Raw genomic sequence first — 19,819 nt, forward strand, 5'->3', positions numbered from 1 at the left:
TGACAAAGATCGGTAGTGGAAGTACTTCCAACTCAAAAAGACCAATGGTCACACAGCCGTCGGAGTTTACTACCCGGACGTAGATCGTCTGTGGGTTACTCGTATTGGTATAGGCGTCTGCCGGAGTAATGGCAGGAGTTCCTGCCGAGGCATCTGCAGCCGTCTCGTGATAGGTGATGTCCAGACCTGTCGGGTCTGCAGCGATCTCAAAATCCCAAAGCGTGAGATCAAAGACTGTAAAGCCGTCCGCTACATCGTCGTCACACAGCTCGTAGGTGGGTAGCGGTGTAGCCAGAATCACGATCAGTTCCAGCTCCGTAATGTCAAAACAGCCTGTCAAGGTGTTTTCAATTCGTGCGTAAACCGTCTGTGGACTCGTTACGTTGGTATACGGACTGGCCAGTGCTGTGGCGGGATCGCCGATCTCGGCCTCCGCAAAACTGAAGTAGTAGTTCACAAACACCCCCGTCTGACCACCAATGATATCTGCATCGGCCTGAGTCAGATCAAACTCATCAAAACCATCCGTGTCCGTATCACATTCCTTAAGCGAGACCGGAGGGTTAGCAAATGGCGTGTCTAACACCACCAAATCAAAACTCTCGATCACAAAACAGCCCGTGGCCGTAACTTCTATACGCGTCCAAAGGGTCTGTGGATTGCTCGTGTTGGTATACAGCAAAGGAAGCGTTGGAGTGCCAGCCTCTGCATCTGCTAAAGAAACAAAGTAGTTCACCGTAAGCAGCGGATCGTCACCAGTCATCGCCGTGGTCACCGTGCTTAGATCAAACTCCGTAGTGTCATCCAAAGTGCCGTCGTAATCACAAAGCTCGTAAGCTACCGGTGGGGTGTAGACGGGTAATGGATCAATGATCAAGTCAAATTGACCAACAATACTACAACCATCGCTATTCTCTAAACGGACATAAATGGTCTGTGGATTGGATGTATTGGTGTAAGCGTCTGCAGGCGTGATCGGTGAGGTATCGGCATCTGCATCTGCCAAGGTTTCGTAATAATTAATAACCAATCCTGTCGGATCAGCAGTAACATTAGTATCCCAAGTGGTAAGATCAAAAACAAAGAGTTCATCAGCATCATCATCACAAACAACAAAATCCGGAATTGGATCCGCTAGTACAGGAGTGTCATAAACGATCAATTCCAACTCCACTATACTAAAACAACGCGTAATATCATTTTCAAGCCTTGCATAAATGATCTGCGGATTTGAGGTATTGGTGTATGGACTAGCAAGTCCAGGGCCACCACCCTCTGCACCAGCTAGGGTTTCATAATAACGAACATTCACCCCTGTTGCTCCGTCAATGATCTGGGCGTCGGCATCGGTGAGGGTAAATTCTGCAAAACCGTCGTTGTCTCGGTCACAAATGGTCAATGGATCTGGAGTTCCAGGAATAGGTGCCGGGAAAAACTCGACTAAAACCTCATCGCCTACCGTACAACCGGAGGAAAATATAGCCTCCAAGCGATACAAGCCAGGGGTGTCAATAATAATAGTAGGAGAAGTTTCTCCAGGAATTGCTTCAAACATGCCTGTGGCATCATTGAAAACGTACCATTGGTAAGTTGCTCCTGGGGATCCACCACCAGAACTCAAGGCTATTGTTTCTCCTTCACAAGGTGCAGAACCATCAGAAACTAAAATATCATCCCCTAAATTGATGTCAATATCAAAACTCCCTGCTTCAATGAATACAGCCGCGTCATAAAGGTCATCTTGGTTGTCTGCGATTACCAATTTAATGTTGTAAGGGTCTCCAGGGGTAACCATTCCCATTGCAGTAAGTACCGTAGTTTGACCATTAAAATCGATCGGCGCGGTGGTCTCATCTGCAAAAGGCAAAAAGTTATAGGTGTCAAAGTAGATCTCATTGACCGCTCCACATTGTCCTGGAACTTCTGGACGGATGTTCGTCACTTGAATAGGAATGGCCGTACCGGGCAGCACCGCCAAGTTTTCCACTGTACCCGTAGCCGTATTGGTCAAAATAAAGGCGAAGGAATCAGAGAAGCTACATTCAAAGTTCTGGTTGTATTCCTCTGAAGCAAAAATAAAGTCAAAGGCAATCTCTGGAATCGATGGAACAAAATCAAACTGTATATAGGAAGCATTGTTCAAATCACCAGGAGCAATTCCTAGGATAGCGGCAAGGTCTGCATCACCTGGCCAACCACCGGCTCCTAAAATTTCATCATTCGGGCCTTCTGCTGCCTCTGCAGATCCTGTGGTAAGGATAACACCTTCTGCAAACGGGAAACCACTCCCCTCAGCATTGAAATAACCAATACCATTAACATCACCAAAGTCCACTCCCGTACTTGAAGTATAATTGGAGCTTTCTGCACAGGGGCTATCGATCAAAATATCTTCTACCAACTCTTGGACCGTATAGGTGGTGGTGTCTACATCAATAAAGGGCGACAAAGGAATGTCCGTAGGAAGTATACAACTAATAGTTGCCTCCCAACCCGCACCAAATACCACAGTATTTGATTGGAACCTCAAAGTTAAACAACCTGTTGTGGTTGCCGGTGAGGTGTAAACCGTTCCGGGAGAGGTAGGACCACTGAAAGAACCAATGATTGGCGCTGTGGTGTCTGGTCCGTCATATATGGTAAGAATGTCTCCACCCGTCTCTGTAGCAAATACTGTAAAATCCAAACTAACGGCCATGCCCGCGGTATCTGGGCAAAAGGTGATTGTAAAGTCTTCACCATTAGCATAAGGCCCTGCAGTCCCGCCAGAATCTACAAAAGTTCCTGCGCAGGCATTGAAAGTACCATCCTGCATGACTATGGTCTGCGAGAAACCATAGGTACATGCCAAGAGGAAAAAGAGGGATAGTAATTGCTTTTTCATCGGTTTGGTCGGTTGTTGGTTATATGCTTAAAGCCTTGCCCTAAGTACGTTAGAGCCTTACAAGAAACTGAGATATTCTGACAATCGCAATTAATTCAGGGCCTAATACTGGGTGTAAAGTAGAATGTTCTTAAACCTACTTTGGCATAAACAGTACTTATACAACAGTTTAAAAGCAAAAAACCCGAATTATTTGCCAAAATTTTACAAAACACAAGAGATTGACAGCCATAGACTTCACATTAAAGGCCGAAGGGAAAAATTAACCTAAAAATGAACCAGAATTGCCCAAAAATACTTGAGTAACCCCGGCGGCATTTTGTAATTTTGCATAAAATTTATTCGCATGGAAAATCGTCGTGTCACCGTAGAGCCAACTTCACAGCCTGCAATTGTAAAATTCGTTACAGATACTTTCTTGACCCAATCAGAAAGTTTTGAATTTGCCAATATTGATGAGGCCGGTCGCAGTCCATTGGCTAAAGAGCTGTTCTTTTTACCTTTCGTAAAGACCGTTTACATCTCTCAAAATTTTGTGGCCATTGAGCGCTACAATATTGTGGAGTGGACCGACGTACAGGATCAAGTGGCCGATCAGATCGCAGAATATCTCGATTCTGGCAAACCTGTGATCACAGCTGCGGAGGCCCCAAAGAATGTTCCGGTTTCTGTGTATGCAGAAGTAACTCCTAACCCGGCGGTGATGAAGTTTGTTGCCAATAAGACCTTGGTGAACGACACTTATGAATTCAAAACCTTAGAATCGGCAAAGAACGCTCCATTAGCCTTGCGCTTGTTCCGCTTTCCTTTTGTGAAGGAAGTCTTTATGAGCGGAAACTATATTTCCATTATGAAATTAGAGGGAATTGAATGGCAAGAGGTCACCCAAGAACTTCGTGATTTTATCACCCAATACGTAGCTCAAGGCAAGACAATCTTGGACGATGCCATCTTGACGGAGGAACGTACTCCTGAAGCTCAAGTGGTGCCTATAAAACCACAAGAGCTCGAAGGGATTTCCAAGGAGATCGTTGAGATCTTGGATGAATACGTGAAGCCTGCGGTTGCTGGTGACGGTGGAAATATTGCCTTTGACTCATATGACGCTAACACTAAAACCGTAAAAGTAATTCTTCAAGGTGCCTGCAGCGGTTGTCCTTCAAGTACGGTGACTCTAAAGAACGGTATAGAGACCATGTTGCGCGAAATGCTGCAAGGCAAGGTGTCTTATGTAGAGGCGATCAACGGTTAAACACCTCTTTTTTCGATTAAATACATCTGGCTTAAAAATACACACTTCCCCTGCCTGATTGGCTCTGGGTAATACTACTTTGGTGCTGTAATACTAAACAAAAGAGTTATGGCAGTTTTAAAAGTTATCGAGGTTTTATCTAATTCTAATGAAAGTTGGGAAGATGCAACGAAGAACGCGGTAAAGCAAGCGGGTAAAAGTGTAAAGCACATTCGTTCGGTATATGTCCAAGAGCAGAGTGCTATTGTAGACGGAGATGAGGTTACTGAATTCCGTGTGAATGTTAAAATCACTTTCGAGGTTAAATAGACTTTGAAATTCGCTAAATTTATGCGCCATATCCTCACGGGTATGGCGCATTTTAATTCTACCCATGTTCAAGTCATTTCTCTTGTCGATCCTTGCCGGTTTGTTACTGCTTGCCTGCAACTCAAATCCTAATGCTGTGGAAGATTACGCTTACACCAATTCGCTGATCAACGAGACCAGCCCGTATTTGTTGCAACACGCTCACAATCCAGTGGACTGGTATGCCTGGAACGACTCTACGCTAGCCAAGGCAAAACAAGAGAATAAACTCATGCTTATAAGCGTGGGATATGCCGCTTGTCACTGGTGTCATGTAATGGAACGCGAATCCTTTGAAGATACCGCTGTAGCGGCAGTGATGAACGCGAACTTCATCAACATAAAGGTAGATCGTGAAGAACGTCCCGACGTTGATCAAATCTATATGAATGCCATTCAGCTTATGAAAGGTCGAGGGGGCTGGCCGCTTAATGTCATCGCCTTACCAGATGGTCGTCCGGTTTGGGCTGAAACCTATGTAGCGAAAGAAGAATGGAAGCGTGCCCTCTCACAGATACAAACCCTATATGAGGACAGTCCAGAGCGATTGGTGGATTATGCCGCACGCTTGGAAGCGGGCATTAAATCATTAGACCTAGTGCAGATCAATCGTGATGAGATTGACTTTTCAAGCCTCAAAACAGACAGCATAGTTACCGCGTGGAGCAGTCGATTTGACGAGAAGGACGGAGGGATTGCTCAAGCGCCTAAATTCATGATGCCCAACAACTATCATTTCCTGTTGCGTTATGCTGTGGAAACTAAAGACCAAGATCTTTTAGAGTTTGTAAAGCTAACACTCAAGAAAATGGCCTTTGGCGGCGTTTTTGACCATGTTGGAGGTGGTTTTGCGCGCTATTCTACGGATATGCGCTGGCACATTCCCCATTTTGAAAAGATGCTCTATGACAATGGGCAATTGGTGAGCCTGTATAGCGATGCTTATTTGGTAGATCCGAATCCGCTTTACAAAGAAGTGGTTTATGAGACCTTGAATTATATAGAAGCTGAAATGACTCATGAATCGGGTGCGTTTTATTCGTCCTTAGATGCCGATAGCAAGAGTCCAGAGGGTGAATTAGAAGAAGGTGCCTATTATGTCTATACCGAGGCAGAGATCGATTCGCTAATCACAGACCGCCCAGAGCTGTTTAAGTCGTATTACAACATCAACGATTATGGCAAATGGGAAGAAGAAGGCTCTTATGTGTTGATCCGTCAAGAAACAGATGAAGAATTCACAGCGGCTAACAACTTGAGTCAAGCAGAACTCAATGGTCTTAAATCCCTCTGGAAAGAAAGACTAGGAGCTTATAGAGACACTCGTCCAAGACCAGGTTTGGATGATAAGAGCCTCACCTCTTGGAATGGACTCATGCTCAAAGGGTATTTAGATGCCTATCGCGTTTTTGGAGAACCAAACTTTTTGCAAGCTGCGACTAAGAATGCCAACTTTATCAAAGACCAGCAGATCAAAGCAGACGGAGGACTATGGCACAGCTATAAAGACGGTAAGAGCACCATTAACGGCTACCTAGAGGACTATGCAGCCGTTATTGATGGCTTTATTGCCATGTATGAGATCACTTTTGATCAGCAGTGGTTGGACCTTTCTAAACAACTGATGGAGTATGCTCAAAATCACTTTGGTTATACAGATTCTCGCTTGTTTTATTTCACTTCTGACCAGGACGCTCAACTGGTAAGTAGAAGTATTGAGTATCGAGATAATGTGATCCCGGCCTCTAATTCTATTATGGCGCATAATCTTTTGAAATTGGGGCATTATTTTGACCAACCCGATTGGATCAAAGACGCGCAGACCATGTTGCATAATGTATTGCCAGAAGTAGCCGCCTATCCAAGCAGTTTTAGCAATTGGCTACAATTAGGGCGCAATTTCCAAAATGAGTTCTACGAATTGGTTGTTGTTGGCCCAGAGGCCGATGCTGTTTTGGCAGAGATCAACAAGACTTATATTCCCAACAAAATGATTGCAGCAAGCAGTAGCAGCAGTGATGCGCCGCTTTTGAAAAATCGTTTTATAGAGGGAGAGACCTTTGTCTACGTTTGCGTAAACAACACATGTAAATTACCCGTAAGAACTGCAGCAGAAGCCTTACCGTTAATGGGTTATTAACCTGGCTGGAAAGCCTTTAGGTAATCGGGCTCAAAATAAGCGAGATCGGCAAAATCTCCAGCTTCAAATTTGGCTTGAGCTAAAGCGATCAACTCCTTAGCAGAAGGTAATTTCCCATTGACAAATCGAGCATTTTCATGGGTACAGATCTCCGAAAATTTCTCATTCGCCGTTCCAATAAACACAACAGGACCTCGCTTTAAAAACTCAGAAAAACTATCCGAATTCAAAAGCTGGGGCTGCATGGGACTAAACACTTTATAGGTGTGATCATAAACGGCGGTATAGGCTTCCATACGGCGTGCATCCAACATAGCCACTAAATAACCCTGATCCGCATATAATTGGCGCACCAAACTGTCTAAGGTGCCAATGGTGATCAAGGGAATGTCCAAGGCAAAACACAAACCTTTGGCTGCAGAAACTCCAATTCTGAGTCCTGTATAAGACCCCGGGCCCGCACTCACGGCAACTGCCTCTAGATCATTCTGAGTGAGACCAGCTTCTTTAAGGATCTCATCAATATATACGTGCAACTTTTCTCCATGGGAGTATTTGGAGCCATAGTCTTCTTTGACTAGGACCTCACCCTTGGAATCGACAACAGCCACCGAACAATTCGTGGTGGCTGTTTCTAATGCCAGTATTACTGCCATAATTGTTTATTCTTCGCTTTCTCCTTCTTCTGGAGTGTCTGATTCTTCTTTGATCGCGTCACCGCACTTAAGCAGTTTGGTAACTGTATTGTACGGTCCCGTAACCACTACGTCACCTTCTTGCAGACCCGAAATGATCTCAATATTGGAATCATCTTGGATACCGGTCTCTACCACGCGCAGTTTAGCTTCTTCACCAGACTTTACGTATACGGTTTCAAATTTTTCTTGATCTCCAGACTGCGTTGTACGCACTGTTGGACCTTTAGTACAGGTGGTATCGGTCTTAACCACAATAGCACTGATCGGCACTCCAATGGCCTTCTCACGTTTGTTGGTAATGATATCAACCGTGGCGGTCATCCCTGGACGGAAAGGCGAAAAGAAATCAGGCTTGCCTTCCAAAAGATCTTGATACGAACTCGGAAGGATACGCACCTTTACTTTAAAGTTGGTCACCTGATCTGCAGTCAAGGTACTTTCTGCAGAGTTCGCGATCTCTGTAACGATCCCTTTGAACTCACGCTTTAAATAAGCGTCAACCTCAACTATAGTAGAGTCTCCAAGTGAAACTTTTACAATATCGTTCTCATTTACGTCTACCTCAACTTCCATATTGGAAAGATCAGCCACACGTAAGATCTCCGTACCTGCCATTTGCGCGGTACCTACTACGCGCTCTCCCAGTTCCGCGTCCAATTTAGAGATGGTCCCGTCCATAGGAGCGTAAATAGTAGTTCTGCCCAAATTGTCACGACTCTGCTTTACAGAAGCCGCAGCACTTTGCACGTTGTAAAAAGCAGATTGCTTGTTGGCCTGAGCCACCTCGTATTCCTGAACGGAACGGTCCCAATCTTGCTTAGAGATCACTCCTTTTTCAAAAAGTGATTTGTTTCTGTTGTAGTTCAACTCAGCATTCTTAAGGCTTGCTTCTGCCTGTGCCAAGTTTGCACGAACACTCTGCAAGCTAGCTTGAGTTTGATTTAAGGCTGCCTGAATAAGGTCTGGATTGATGCGAAGCAACAAATCTCCTTTATTGACCTGCTGACCTTCTTTTACCAAAAGTTCGATGATCTCACCAGATACCTCAGAAGAGATCATTACCTCTACCTCTGGTTGGATCTTTCCCGTAGCTGCCACCGTTTCAACGATGTCAATAGGTTCAATTTCGGTGAGTTCTACCTTACGGTAATCGCCATCACCACCAATAGTACCCGATTTGCGTAGCATTATCAAAGCGGCTAGTCCAAGGACCAGTACGGCAACAATGATGATTAGTGTTCTTTTACTCATGGTTTAGTATTTTAGCTCTGTAGCTGGGATTCCGAAGTAAAGTTCCAGAACCTTCAGCCTAAAAATATAATCGTATTTAGAACGGTTGACCTCAATCTGCGCGTTGTCATAACGCAACTTTGATTGACTGAAATCAAACGCATTGGTAATTCCTACGTCGTAGCGATCCTTAGCGTATTGATACGCCAATTCCTGCGATTCCAAGGCAACAATTGCCGCCTCATAAGCTTTCTTAGAACCTTCTGCATCTACATAAGCCTGGTATACATTAGACTCCAGATCGAGTTTAGCTTGCTCTAACAAGAACTCTTGACGCTTCAAGTTCACCTTACGGCGCTTCACGTTGTTACGCGTAGAAAAGCCGTTAAAGATAGGTACATTCATCTGTATACCGTACGAAATACCATCATTTAAGTACAATTGATCAACAAACGAACGCGGTGGTAATTCCTGAAGAATAGTGTTAGGCACAATTGCAGATACCGTTTGCCCGGTCTCGTTCACAAAACCGATCTCTTGGGTACGGGTCGGATCATTTGGATCGACAATTTGAGAAAATCGCGACAGATCAGACTCACGCGTATTGTAGTTAAAGAAGGCGTTGATTGAAGGATAATAGTTACTTCTAGCGATCTGCAAATCTTTTTGTGCAAGGTCTACATTGGCTTGTGCGATCTTCACCTCACTGCGATTCTCCGTAGCGGCCTGAAAGATCTCAGAAGCAGATTTTTCAATGATACCTTCATCAACTAGGCTATAACCTTCATCCTCAATGTCAAAGCTGGCGTAATCATCCAATAGTAAAAGCTGCGCCAAACTGATCAAAGAGATCTTTACGGCATTCTCTGCTACTACAATGTTCTGAAGTTCTGTAGCATTGGTCGCTTGGATCTCCAAAAGATCACCTTTAGGCAGAATACCACCGTCAACCAATTCTTGCGTTTGCGCAATAGATTGTTGGGTGACTAGATTCTGAGCCTTTAAAGCATTTACATTCGCTTTGTTCAAAAGGATCTGCAAATAGCTATTGGCAACCAATAAGGAGATATCATCCTTCATGCGGGACAGACCGTAATCAGCCGCAAGTTTAGCGATCTTAGCACGTTGCATGGTGCGCAAGTTTTGCAAACCAGCAAACACACGAACTCCCGCATTCACTCCCAATGAGAAGTTTCGAGAGGTCTGGGTCTCTAAGATACCTGTAGTAATATTTTGAGAAAGACCTGTGTTCCAGAAATTGGAAGCATTACCGTTCAAAGTGGGTAAGTAATTTCCAAAAGCGTCAACTTTATCTATTGCCGCATTCTCTATATCGAGCATACTTTGCTTGATGGAAATGTTGTTTTCCAAAGCATAGGTTACACATTCTTTTAACGTCCATTTTTTCTGACCAAAGGCCAAAGTGCTTACAAAAAGCGAAAGGAACAGGACAACAAGCTGCTTCATAATCAGTGTTAATTGTTGAATAAGTCTATGGATAGTCAAATGTGTTACACAAAGGTAACGAAATTAGCGGCCGCCAAACTGAGCAACCGGCTTGAGTTGATTCCAAACTTTGATTTTATCTTCTTTAGTGATTCCGGATTTTACTTCTACTTGGATGCCATCGCTAACACCCAACTCAAGATCTCTACGCTCAAATTGCTGATCTCCTGTTTCTACTTCAACAAAAGGCAATTGCGTTTTAGGATCGTATTGAACCAAGGCTTCTTTTACAGCCATTACACTGTCTGCACGTGCAAGGATAATAGAGGCGTTGGCACTCAATCCTGCACGAATAAATGTAGAGTCTACCTTGGCTAAGGTTCCTTTGATCTCAAACTGAATGGCACCATTCTCTGCTACTCCTTTAGGCGCGATATAATCCAATACGGCATCAAAAGTGGCATTTTCAATAGCTCCCACCGTGATTTCTAGCGGAAGGTCTTCCTTGATCTTCCCTACTTCACTTTCATCTACCTTCCCTTCAAAGATCATCTTCTCAACATCAGCAAGAGTAGCGATGGTGGTTCCGTCATTGAAGTTATTGGCCTCAATCACTTGATTTCCGGTTTTCACAGGAACGTCCAATACCATACCCGAAACCGTAGCGCGGATCTCGGTATTGGCTGCAGTTCCCAAACCAGCTGTAGTACCGGTTTTAATGATGTCAAAATTTTGACGGGCTGCATTCACGTTCACTTGTTCAGCGCGGTAACGCTGTTCTGCTTGGTTGTAGGAAATTTGCGCATTGTCAAACTCGTTTGCGGAGATCACCCCTTTGTCAAAAAGACTTTTTTGACGTTCGTAGATGTTCTTCTGATTCTCATAGGCCAAACGTGCTCCATCCAGCTGCGTTTGAGCAGATCGGATGCTGTTCTGAGCGGAGTTCAATGCAGAAACGTTAGGAACTACTTTCACCTTGGCGATTAGGTCTCCAGCGGCGACGAAATCTCCAGCTTCCACAAAGATCTCATCAATGATCCCGGAGATGTTCGGCTTAATTAATACTTCCTCTTTGGGAACTATGCTCCCTGTAGCGACAGTTTTCTTAACAATACTCGCAGTAGTGGCTTGTTCGGTCTTATATACTACCGGATCTTGCTTGTCCTTTAGATAGATATAACGAACACCGAATATAAATCCGACCAATATCAGTCCGAGTATTATGATGGTTCCTTTTCGTTTCATGATTTTTGAATTATTGTCTTGGTATTACGGTTATTCAATGCGCAAGGCATCTACTGGTTTCATTTGAGTGGCGCGTGTTGCGGGGATCAATCCGGCTAAGAGTCCAGAGATGATCAAAATGCTCAACGCGATTATAATTACGCCGATCCCTACACTTGGATTGGCAAAGTTTTCTACAGGGCCTACACTGTCTAATATGGTATTCATGATCCAGATGATTCCGGAGGCAAAGGAGATTCCGATCATTCCAGAAATGATGGTAAGTACCAATGATTCTTGCAACACTTGAGAGCGAATGTTCCATGGAGAGGCTCCTAAGGCGCGTCTCACCCCAATTTCTTTGGTGCGTTCTTTTACTACGATCAACATGATATTGCTGATCCCAATCACTCCGGAGAGCAATACTAAGGCTCCCACAAAATAGCCTACAACCGTCAGGATATTAAACAAGCCGGTGATCTTGGCAAACTCCTCTGCCAAGTCAAAATGCCCGATTGCACGCTTGTCATCTGGGTGTACCGTTCGCAGCTCGCGCATCATAGTCATAATACGTGGTTTCACACTGGTAATGCTTACATCATCGTGTGCGGTTATGGCCATCCAGCCAACATTATCGGCTCTGTTAAAGGCCTGAGAAAAAGTGGTAAATGGTACATAGATCGTATTAGCCTCTTGTTCGTTATCGCCTTGTGAGTTTGCGTTTTTGAAGGTTCCGACCACTAAGAAATTGATTCCGTTGATCTTGATGTAGCTTCCAATGACCTCTTCTCCTTTATCATAAAGAGAGCGGATCACATCTTGCCCAATTACGGCAATTTTACGTTTGGCTTCAATGTCTGAATAGCTCAGAAAACGCCCTTCCATAATGTCTAGGGGTTGCTGGTTGATAAACTCCGGATAGTCTCCGTAGATATCAAAAGCACCTGTCTTTTCATTGCGCGTAACATTATTGGAGCCTCTAAACCCACCCAATTGATTCCGCGGAGAAACATATTTAAGCTCTGGAATATTGTCTTTTAAGGCTTGAACATCGCTCAGCTTAAAATTGAAGTATCTGCCCTTGGGCAAACCTTTATAAGGCATAGACGTTCCTTGTGACCACATGAAGATGGAGTTGGTCGCAAAGTTTCCAAAGTCTGCTTGCACACCGTTCTTTAGGCCATTGGTTAAAGCCAACAGCAGCACCAAGATGAAGATCCCCCAAAACACACCAAAGGCGGTCAAGAAAGTTCTGAATCTATTGGCATTTAGAGCCTCTAATATTTCGTTCCAACGATCTCTATTAAACATCTTATTCGTCTCTTAAGGCTTCTATAGGTTTGATATTGGCTGCGCGTCTAGCCGGAATGAATCCAGCCAAGGCACCTGCTCCAATCAACACAAAAACGGTGGTGATGGAGGTATTGAAATCTACTTGAGGAGATTTGATAAAGTCCGTCTCCGCATAAGGAGCAACAAGTTCTAATAGGCCAACTCCCGCAAAGAGACCGATAAAACCAGCGATAGCGGTGATGAAGATCGCTTCTTGCATGATCATCCCAATGATGGATCCTGGCAAAGCCCCAATGGCTTTACGAATCCCGATCTCCTTAGTACGTTCTTTCACTACGATAAGCATAATGTTGCTTACCCCTACTACCCCAGCAATAATGGTTCCGATCCCGATGAACCAGAAAACCGCTCTAATGGTATCGATAAGGCCATAGATCTTTTTAGCTTCTTCTAAGGTGTTGAATACGCGAACCGCGCTGCGATCATCTGGAGCCACGGAGTGTCTGGCTTTTAAGTCTGACTCTAAACTCTCTGCCATGGCCGTAGATAGGGCAACAGCCTGGTCAAAATCTTCTGACATTTGCACCGTATAGGCAATGGAACGCAAACGGTCTCCAGCGTTGAAAACGCCTTGTGCTGTGGTCACTGGAATAAACACGCGGTTCTCTTCACGGCTTCCGCCCGGATCAGAAAACACACCGACCACTAAAAAGTTAATCCCAAAGATCTTGATCTGTTTCCCAACAGCGTCTTCTCCTTTAAAGAGATCGAGTTGGATCTGATTTCCGATCACCGCGATCTTGGCCACTTGATCCAGGTCGCTTTTATTGATGAAGCGTCCGGAAACCATTGTTTCATTTTCTATGAACTGCTGATCTGGATCTGAGCCTTCAATGCGGTAGTTACCAGATTCCTTACCGTAGGTAACCTGCCCGCCCCAAAGCGAGTATAAGGACGTACGGTATTCTATCTGTTCTTCGTATTTCTGATTGAGACTTTGATAATCTTCATTGCGCAGTTGCACATAACGGCCCGGATTTAGGCCCTTGTGTTCTTTAGAGGTCACTCCCGTCCAAATGGAGATACGATTGGTCGCGTCTTCTTCAAAAGCTGCACGTACTCCATTGGAAATTCCGGAATTGAATCCTAATAGGATTACCAGAATAAAGATACCGGAGGCTACCGATAGCCCCGTGAGGAAGGTTCGCAATTTATTCTTACGAATGGTTTCAAATATTTCTTCCCAGCGTTCTAGATTAAACATGAGCTGGAGTTTTGGCGCGTACCTGTTCTACTGTTTTATCGTCTAAGATCTTTCCATCCTTTAAATGGACGATACGCTTACACATATGGGCAATATCTTCTTCGTGAGTTACGACGAGTATGGTCTTCCCTTCATCATTAATCCCTTGAATGAGCTCCATAACCTCATAAGAAGTTTTGGTATCCAAAGCTCCCGTAGGCTCATCGGCTAGTAGAACTTTTGGGTCACTGGCCAAAGCCCTGGCAATGGCTACACGCTGCTTTTGACCTCCACTGAGTTCACTGGGAAGGTGAGTCGCCCAATCTGCCAAACCTACCTTTTCTAAATAGTGCATGGCCTTTTCTGTGCGCACAGAACGTTTCACTCCTTGATAATACAAGGGCATAGAAACATTGTCTAAAGCACTTTTGTAGGTGATCAGGTTGAAACTTTGAAAGATGAAGCCAAGGAATTGATTGCGATAGCGTGCCGCAACTTTCTCATTGAGATTTTTAATGGGGACATTGTCCAAATGATAGGAGCCTAGATCGGCCTCATCGAGCATTCCCAAGATATTCAAGAAAGTAGACTTTCCAGATCCTGAGGAACCCATTATGGCGATCATCTCGCCTTCATTCGCTTCGAAATTAATGCCTTTGAGCACATGCAGGGAATTATTCCCCATGTGATAGGACTTATGCAGATCTTTGATGGCTATCATAGCAAAGCACCTTAAGGTGTTGATTAATGAAGCCGCCTTGTTGTTGGTTACTTGACGGTCTTGGTAAATAGACCGCTAAATAAAAGTTTTGTTACAGGGAAGAATATTAAGGTCTTGTTAATTTTTAGTTTCCTGTGTTTTTCTTCGGCTGCGATAGATCGCATAACCGAGTCCGCCCATCAGAATATAAGGTATAGCCATCAGGTAAACGATCCCGTTGTTGATCCCGCGGGCAGCACTCTGAGTCTCTTCACTTTCCAAGACCGCACGACACATGGCACACTGCGCATTTGCATCCGCAGAAAAAAGTAACAGCAATACTAAAAGGAGAATCAACTTACGCATTAGGCTGGATAATAAGGAGAGATCATAAAATAAACAATAACACCCGTAACCGCTACGTAGAGCCAGATCGGGAAAGTAATCTTGGCTAATTTTCGGTGTTTGTCAAATTGCTCCGACAAGGCGCGCACATAGGTGAACAACACCAAGGGAATGATCCCTATGGAAAGCGTAATATGACTTATAAGGATAAAGAAATACAAATAACGCATAGCTCCTTCGCCTCCGTAGGCAACACTGTCTGAAGTCATATGATAAGCCACATACATCACTAAAAAGAGTGCAGATAAGCCAATGGCCGTCTTCATGAGTGTTTCATGAGCTTTTCTGTTTCCGTTTTTAATTTGAATTACCGCCAGGATAAGCACTATGGCTGTAATACCATTAATACCTGCATAGATCGGTGGTAAAAAGCCTAAACGCTCTACCCCAGGAATTCTTATCCCGAAAAGCACAGCCACAGCCACAGGAATAGCAATGGATAGTGCCCAGATTAATTTTTTGTATTTGAGTTCTGAGTTCGCGGAGGTGCTCATTGGTCTAAAAGTTGTTTAATATCATCTTTGAGCAATTGGATTTGCTCCAAATCAGTGCCGTTGTAGTATACAATTGGGTTGCCGTACTCATCAATACGAGAGCGAATATTTCCTTCTTGGTCAATCAATGCAAAAAATCCGGAATGCTCAAAGCCGCCTTCTGCGGTATCGTCTTGATTTACGTAGAGATTGAACCCGTTATTGGCCAATTTGTGAATCTCAAGTTTATCACCCGTCATCAAATGCCAGTTGGGATTGGTAATCCCATAGCTCTCCGCATAAGACTGTAATACCTCTGGGGTGTCATAGGTAGGATCTATACTGAAGGAAGCCACTCCAAAATTCGGATTGCCAAAAAATTCATCCTGTAACTTGACCATGTTTCTGCTCATGATTGGACAGATGGTAGGACAGGTCGTGAAAAAGAAATCAACCACATAAACCTTTCCTTCATAGTTGGCATTGGTAATGGTTTCACCGCGTTGATTGGTGAATTCAAATTGTGGAACCGGGCCAATAGTTGCGAGTTCTTGTTGATTCACACTCCCGACGATTTTAGGCACAGCCCAAATTCCGAAGATGAGAATGATAAAAGAGATCCCTATGTAAGAGTAGGATTTATTCATAGCTTAAAGCTGCTTGCGCTTGTATTTATCGTTCTTTTTAAGGGCTCTGCGGTACTCTGCCAAGATCACTTGAATGTCGTCGTCCATCTTGTCGTCCAACTCAGCCACATTGCTGGCATTGTATCCATAAAGCGTGCCCACATCCTCATCATCATTTCTACCGCGCAGGCGCTTGTCCTTATCCAAAATATAAACATAGTCAGAGCCGAGATCATCGTCTAACTTATAAGGGGAACCGAGCTCAGCTTTTAGCTTTATGATCTGCTCATCGGACAAGACCACAAATTGCCACTTCTCTGTTTCTTTGATCTTGCTGAGTTTTTCTTCAAGATCTGGAATAGTACCTTCTGCACCTTCTGGGATCAACCAAACAAATTGCAGGTCGTAAAATTCAGAATAGGGAGTATAGATCTTGTGTGCCAGATTGAACACATGGCCGTAACGGCTCTTAGCATCTTTACCAAGAAACCCCATAACGGTTATATTACTATCAAAAATAATGGAATCTCCACGCAAGCTTTTGGTTCCTTGTGGAAGCTCAGACACGGGCTCACCCAAGGTGGGAAGCATAGAGAAGTTGTGATCTGCAGCCGCAAAGAACATATAGGCTACCAAAGGCAAGATGAATAAAAATCCTAAAACAAAAAACTTCTTCATATCCAATTTAATAAAGAAGTGATTGAGACTTTTCTAAGTAGGTCGTTAAACACGAATCATCGGTGCTACGGTGCTGTAAAAAGACAAGGAGCTAATGCAAAAAAACGGGCTTAACCTGTAATTAAAAGTCTAAAGCACTTTCAAGTACAAAAATACAAAAAAGCCCCGCTAAAAGCGAGGCTTGGATTCGTTAATTCAACTGTTAAAAGTTGAATTTGATGTGGTTATTCTTGTAGACCTCAAAGATATAATCTCCTTCTAAAAGTACGATCAATACCAAGTAACAGATCAAGAATACAGCGGTCCAAACAACAGCGCGTCTCAATCCTTTGGTCTCATCACGCATGTGCATGAAGTCCCAAGTAATATAGTATGCTTTGAATAATGTCAAGATGATGAAGATCCAGTTTAGATACTTCATGGCTAAAAAGCGCCCTTCTACTAAGAAGGCCGGTTTATAGATACCTAAGGCAACTTCGATTATTGTAACAATAGAAAGTACAATGAATACACCCCAGATCTTGGAAACGTTGGACTTGAATTTAAGAAGTCCTCTGAATATCTCTAATTTATGCTCGTGTCCCATAATGCTTTATAATCGAATTTATACCAGATAGAAGAAGGTAAATACAAATACCCATACTAAATCTACAAAGTGCCAGTAAAGACCAACTTTCTCTACCATCTCGTAATGACCGCGGCGCTCGTAAGTTCCGATGATCACGTTGAAGAAAATAATGATGTTGATCACAACTCCGGAGAATACGTGGAATCCGTGGAAACCAGTAATGAAGAAGAAGAAATCAGCAAAGAGCGGTGATCCGTATTCATTGCGAATCAAGTTAGCTCCCTCTACAATCAGCTTTCCGTCTTTGTTTAGTTTGGCAATGGATTCCTCGCGGCTCAAAACAGTCTTTTCGCCTTCTTCTGTGAGGTATTGCGTTCTAATTAGCAAGTTATCGTTAGCTGCAAATCCAGCTTTTACGTCGTCTAGTGTGTAGGTTGATAAGGTTTCCTCATCCGTCTCATACCAAATACCGTTACTGCGTGTATGCTCAGCGCGCTGGGTAGATTCTCCAGCGATTTCTGATATAGCCACTCGGTTTCCGTCTGTATCTACAAACTGTAGTAGACGTCCACCATTGGTTTCAACAGCACCGTAGTCTCCTTTAATGAAGGTCTTCCATTCCCAAGCCTGAGAACCAACGAAGATCAAACCACCAATGATGGTCAGAAACATATAAAGAATGACCTTGTTCTTCTTCATTTGGTGACCAGCGTCTACCGCTAGTACCATCGTAACCGAAGAAAAGATCAAAACAAACGTCATGAAGGCCACGTAGTACATCGGGAAGTTTCCGTGTACAAAAGGAACGTGGGTAAACACTTCATCAGCGATTGGCCAAGAATCGATGAATTTGAATCGTGAGAAGCCGTAAGCGGCCAAAAATCCGGAGAAAGTAAGGGCATCAGAAACGATGAAGAACCACATCATCATTTTCCCATAACTGGCTTTTAGTGGTCGGTTACCACCACCCCAGACTTTCCCTTCAGTACCTGTTTCAACAACAGTAGTTTCCATATAAAGAAGTTGACGTTATGATTGAGGCAAAAATAATCAATTTTCTTATCTAACGAAATATAAAAAGCAAAACAAATAGATCCATAGTAAGTCTACGAAATGCCAGAAAGTACCTGCCAATTCTACCCCTAGCATATTGTCTTTATTATATCGCTGTTTAGAATGCTTATAAATCACTACTCCCAAGGCAATCAATGCCGCAAAAATGTGCAATAAATGCACAAAGGCAATAAGGAAGACATAGGTGTAGGTAATATTGCTCGATTCTCCTGTGAAATAGTATCCCAGGTCATAGGTGATCTGTCTAAAGCCGTAATACTGCAGACTAGCAAAGACCACTCCGAGAATAAAGGTGCTCACCAAGAAGAGCATTCCTTGACTGCGTTTTTCTTCGCGAATATTTCGCACGGCCAGCCACATAGTTATACTGCTCAAGATGATCACGGGAGTGCTCAAAAAGAAGGCATTCGGCATTTGAAAGTCCGCGATCCAATCGTCGCGTTCACTACTAACAATAAAGGCCGAGGTAAATGCCGCAAAACTCATCAATAAACTGATGATCCCAAACCAGAGCATCATGCGCTTGGCACGTCTGGCCTTATCCAATTCATACTGTTCTACTTCCGTCATACATTTAGGAATTTATCGACTACGTAAATTATCTGTAATAGGGTGATATAACTCACACTGGTGAGCATTAATCGTTTGGCAGTCTTAGCGTCTTGTTTGCGATACAGTTTTATGGCAGCAAGCAAGAACCATACGCCTAATAAGCCAATGATCACTGCAGCTACTGGGCTCACATAAAACAATCCTGTGATCCCCAAAGCCGGTATCAATGAACAGAGCACGGTCCATAAGGTGTACAAAACCACCTGAGTCGCCGTTCCTTTATCACGTTTTCCGTTAGGCAGCATATAAAATCCACCTTTTTTATAATCTTCATAGAGGAACCATCCTATCGCCCAAAAATGTGGGAACTGCCAGAAGAACTGAATCATAAACAGAGTTCCCGCCTCAATGCCAAATTCGTTAGTAGCAGCAACCCATCCTAACATGAATGGAATAGCTCCTGGGAAAGCACCAACAAAGACAGAAAGCGGTGTTTTGGTCTTTAGCGGTGTGTACAAACTCACATACATAAAGATGGAGATGGCTCCAAACAGCGCAGTCTTCGGGTTGATCACATAAAGTGTCCCTATTCCCAAGATGGTGAATAAAGTAGCAATGATGAAGGCCGTCTGAATACTCATGCGACCGGCAGGGATAGGTCTATTCTTGGTGCGATCCATGAGCGCATCGAGATCGCGCTCAATAATCTGGTTGTAAGCGTTAGAAGCTCCAACCATAAAATAGCCCCCTAAAGCGAGCATCAACAGTACTTTGAAATCAATAGCCGGCGCACCCAAAAGATAACCCGCTACGGATGAAAACACCACAGAAACCGAGAGTCTCACCTTGGTGATCTCGGCAAAATCGCGCAAGAGCGATGTTTTTTGTATGGTAACTTCTTGTGGCTCCAAAACCGATTGCATTCCGCTTTATTTTGCTCGTGCAAAGATACTCCATAAACTGCTGCCAGCCAATGCATGCTGAA

At 43.8% G+C, this 19,819-nt stretch carries 19 protein-coding genes; 3 read left to right on the forward strand and 16 right to left on the reverse strand.

Features of this window, described 5'->3' with window-relative positions; all coding sequences use genetic code 11:
• A partial coding sequence (locus tag POW22_RS00005; protein WP_272830284.1) for a choice-of-anchor L domain-containing protein occupies positions 1-2,884 on the reverse strand: 2,884 nt, incomplete at its 3' end.
• A gap of 346 nt (positions 2,885-3,230) precedes the next feature.
• Here POW22_RS00005 and POW22_RS00010 point away from each other — a divergent pair.
• From POW22_RS00010 to POW22_RS00020, 3 genes are all read left to right on the forward strand, one after another.
• On the forward strand, positions 3,231-4,136 hold the full coding sequence (locus POW22_RS00010; protein ID WP_272830286.1) for a NifU family protein: 906 nt from the start codon (positions 3,231-3,233) through the stop codon (positions 4,134-4,136).
• 108 nt (positions 4,137-4,244) lie between these two features.
• Positions 4,245-4,445, forward strand: a complete 201-nt coding sequence (locus POW22_RS00015; RefSeq protein ID WP_272830288.1) for a dodecin family protein — start codon at positions 4,245-4,247, stop codon at positions 4,443-4,445.
• Positions 4,446-4,509: 64 nt separating this feature from the next.
• Complete coding sequence (locus POW22_RS00020; RefSeq protein WP_272830289.1) at positions 4,510-6,624, forward strand: thioredoxin domain-containing protein; 2,115 nt, start codon at positions 4,510-4,512, stop codon at positions 6,622-6,624.
• Here POW22_RS00020 and tsaB read toward each other — a convergent pair.
• The 15 genes from tsaB to cyoE all read right to left on the reverse strand — a co-directional run bounded on the left by tsaB (position 6,621) and on the right by cyoE (position 19,757).
• Positions 6,621-7,280: a tRNA (adenosine(37)-N6)-threonylcarbamoyltransferase complex dimerization subunit type 1 TsaB gene (tsaB, locus tag POW22_RS00025; protein ID WP_272830290.1), complete on the reverse strand. Its 660-nt coding sequence runs from the start codon at positions 7,278-7,280 to the stop codon at positions 6,621-6,623. The two genes, POW22_RS00020 and tsaB, sit on opposite strands and share 4 nt — an antisense overlap.
• Positions 7,281-7,286: 6 nt before the next feature.
• On the reverse strand, positions 7,287-8,573 hold the full coding sequence (locus POW22_RS00030) for an efflux RND transporter periplasmic adaptor subunit (protein WP_272830292.1): 1,287 nt from the start codon (positions 8,571-8,573) through the stop codon (positions 7,287-7,289).
• Between the two features lie 3 nt (positions 8,574-8,576).
• Positions 8,577-10,019: a TolC family protein gene (locus POW22_RS00035; protein ID WP_272830294.1), complete on the reverse strand. Its 1,443-nt coding sequence runs from the start codon at positions 10,017-10,019 to the stop codon at positions 8,577-8,579.
• A 63-nt stretch (positions 10,020-10,082) separates the two neighbouring features.
• The gene (locus POW22_RS00040) at positions 10,083-11,243 is read right to left on the reverse strand and encodes an efflux RND transporter periplasmic adaptor subunit (protein ID WP_272830295.1); all 1,161 of its coding nucleotides are present in this window, start codon (positions 11,241-11,243) and stop codon (positions 10,083-10,085) included.
• A 30-nt stretch (positions 11,244-11,273) separates the two neighbouring features.
• The gene (locus POW22_RS00045) at positions 11,274-12,533 is read right to left on the reverse strand and encodes an ABC transporter permease (RefSeq protein ID WP_272830296.1); all 1,260 of its coding nucleotides are present in this window, start codon (positions 12,531-12,533) and stop codon (positions 11,274-11,276) included.
• Position 12,534: 1 nt separating this feature from the next.
• Entirely contained in the window at positions 12,535-13,779 is a 1,245-nt protein-coding gene (locus POW22_RS00050) for an ABC transporter permease (RefSeq protein WP_272830297.1), read from the reverse strand.
• A complete protein-coding gene (locus tag POW22_RS00055) occupies positions 13,772-14,479 on the reverse strand; it encodes an ABC transporter ATP-binding protein (RefSeq protein ID WP_272830298.1) in 708 nt (235 codons plus the stop codon). Before POW22_RS00055 ends, POW22_RS00050 begins: the two co-directional genes overlap by 8 nt.
• 117 nt (positions 14,480-14,596) lie before the next feature.
• Positions 14,597-14,824 carry a hypothetical protein gene (locus tag POW22_RS00060; RefSeq protein ID WP_272830299.1) on the reverse strand — a complete coding sequence of 76 codons (228 nt, stop codon included), beginning with the start codon at positions 14,822-14,824 and terminating at the stop codon, positions 14,597-14,599.
• A complete protein-coding gene (locus POW22_RS00065; RefSeq protein ID WP_272830300.1) occupies positions 14,824-15,357 on the reverse strand; it encodes a DUF420 domain-containing protein in 534 nt (177 codons plus the stop codon). The genes POW22_RS00060 and POW22_RS00065 overlap by 1 nt, the downstream gene beginning before the upstream one ends.
• Positions 15,354-15,983 (reverse strand): SCO family protein, encoded by a 630-nt coding sequence (locus tag POW22_RS00070; RefSeq protein ID WP_272830302.1) that lies wholly within the window; start codon positions 15,981-15,983, stop codon positions 15,354-15,356. Before POW22_RS00070 ends, POW22_RS00065 begins: the two co-directional genes overlap by 4 nt.
• Positions 15,984-15,986: 3 nt before the next feature.
• On the reverse strand, positions 15,987-16,640 hold the full coding sequence (locus POW22_RS00075) for a hypothetical protein (protein WP_272830304.1): 654 nt from the start codon (positions 16,638-16,640) through the stop codon (positions 15,987-15,989).
• Between the two features lie 202 nt (positions 16,641-16,842).
• The gene (locus POW22_RS00080; protein WP_272830306.1) at positions 16,843-17,226 is read right to left on the reverse strand and encodes a cytochrome C oxidase subunit IV family protein; all 384 of its coding nucleotides are present in this window, start codon (positions 17,224-17,226) and stop codon (positions 16,843-16,845) included.
• An 18-nt stretch (positions 17,227-17,244) separates the two neighbouring features.
• Complete coding sequence (locus tag POW22_RS00085; RefSeq protein WP_272830307.1) at positions 17,245-18,222, reverse strand: cytochrome c oxidase subunit 3; 978 nt, start codon at positions 18,220-18,222, stop codon at positions 17,245-17,247.
• A 45-nt stretch (positions 18,223-18,267) separates the two neighbouring features.
• The gene (locus POW22_RS00090) at positions 18,268-18,852 is read right to left on the reverse strand and encodes a cytochrome c oxidase subunit 3 (RefSeq protein ID WP_272830308.1); all 585 of its coding nucleotides are present in this window, start codon (positions 18,850-18,852) and stop codon (positions 18,268-18,270) included.
• Positions 18,849-19,757 carry a heme o synthase gene (gene cyoE, locus POW22_RS00095; RefSeq protein ID WP_272830310.1) on the reverse strand — a complete coding sequence of 303 codons (909 nt, stop codon included), beginning with the start codon at positions 19,755-19,757 and terminating at the stop codon, positions 18,849-18,851. Before cyoE ends, POW22_RS00090 begins: the two co-directional genes overlap by 4 nt.
• Between the last annotated feature and the right edge of the window lie 62 nt (positions 19,758-19,819).

Origin of the sequence: Gilvibacter sediminis (assembly GCF_028561565.1) — a bacterium.
In the GTDB taxonomy this organism is placed as follows: Bacteria; Bacteroidota; Bacteroidia; order Flavobacteriales; family Flavobacteriaceae; genus Gilvibacter; species Gilvibacter sediminis.

Coding starts and splice junctions, on each gene's coding strand:
- POW22_RS00010 (WP_272830286.1), top strand. CDS start 3,231: ATGGAAAATCGTCGTGTCACCGTAGAGCCAACTTCACAGCCTGCAATT.
- POW22_RS00015 (WP_272830288.1), top strand. CDS start 4,245: ATGGCAGTTTTAAAAGTTATCGAGGTTTTATCTAATTCTAATGAAAGT.
- POW22_RS00020 (WP_272830289.1), top strand. CDS start 4,510: ATGTTCAAGTCATTTCTCTTGTCGATCCTTGCCGGTTTGTTACTGCTT.
- tsaB (WP_272830290.1), bottom strand. CDS start 7,280: ATGGCAGTAATACTGGCATTAGAAACAGCCACCACGAATTGTTCGGTG.
- POW22_RS00030 (WP_272830292.1), bottom strand. CDS start 8,573: ATGAGTAAAAGAACACTAATCATCATTGTTGCCGTACTGGTCCTTGGA.
- POW22_RS00035 (WP_272830294.1), bottom strand. CDS start 10,019: ATGAAGCAGCTTGTTGTCCTGTTCCTTTCGCTTTTTGTAAGCACTTTG.
- POW22_RS00040 (WP_272830295.1), bottom strand. CDS start 11,243: ATGAAACGAAAAGGAACCATCATAATACTCGGACTGATATTGGTCGGA.
- POW22_RS00045 (WP_272830296.1), bottom strand. CDS start 12,533: ATGTTTAATAGAGATCGTTGGAACGAAATATTAGAGGCTCTAAATGCC.
- POW22_RS00050 (WP_272830297.1), bottom strand. CDS start 13,779: ATGTTTAATCTAGAACGCTGGGAAGAAATATTTGAAACCATTCGTAAG.
- POW22_RS00055 (WP_272830298.1), bottom strand. CDS start 14,479: ATGATAGCCATCAAAGATCTGCATAAGTCCTATCACATGGGGAATAAT.
- POW22_RS00060 (WP_272830299.1), bottom strand. CDS start 14,824: ATGCGTAAGTTGATTCTCCTTTTAGTATTGCTGTTACTTTTTTCTGCG.
- POW22_RS00065 (WP_272830300.1), bottom strand. CDS start 15,357: ATGAGCACCTCCGCGAACTCAGAACTCAAATACAAAAAATTAATCTGG.
- POW22_RS00070 (WP_272830302.1), bottom strand. CDS start 15,983: ATGAATAAATCCTACTCTTACATAGGGATCTCTTTTATCATTCTCATC.
- POW22_RS00075 (WP_272830304.1), bottom strand. CDS start 16,640: ATGAAGAAGTTTTTTGTTTTAGGATTTTTATTCATCTTGCCTTTGGTA.
- POW22_RS00080 (WP_272830306.1), bottom strand. CDS start 17,226: ATGGGACACGAGCATAAATTAGAGATATTCAGAGGACTTCTTAAATTC.
- POW22_RS00085 (WP_272830307.1), bottom strand. CDS start 18,222: ATGGAAACTACTGTTGTTGAAACAGGTACTGAAGGGAAAGTCTGGGGT.
- POW22_RS00090 (WP_272830308.1), bottom strand. CDS start 18,852: ATGACGGAAGTAGAACAGTATGAATTGGATAAGGCCAGACGTGCCAAG.
- cyoE (WP_272830310.1), bottom strand. CDS start 19,757: ATGCAATCGGTTTTGGAGCCACAAGAAGTTACCATACAAAAAACATCG.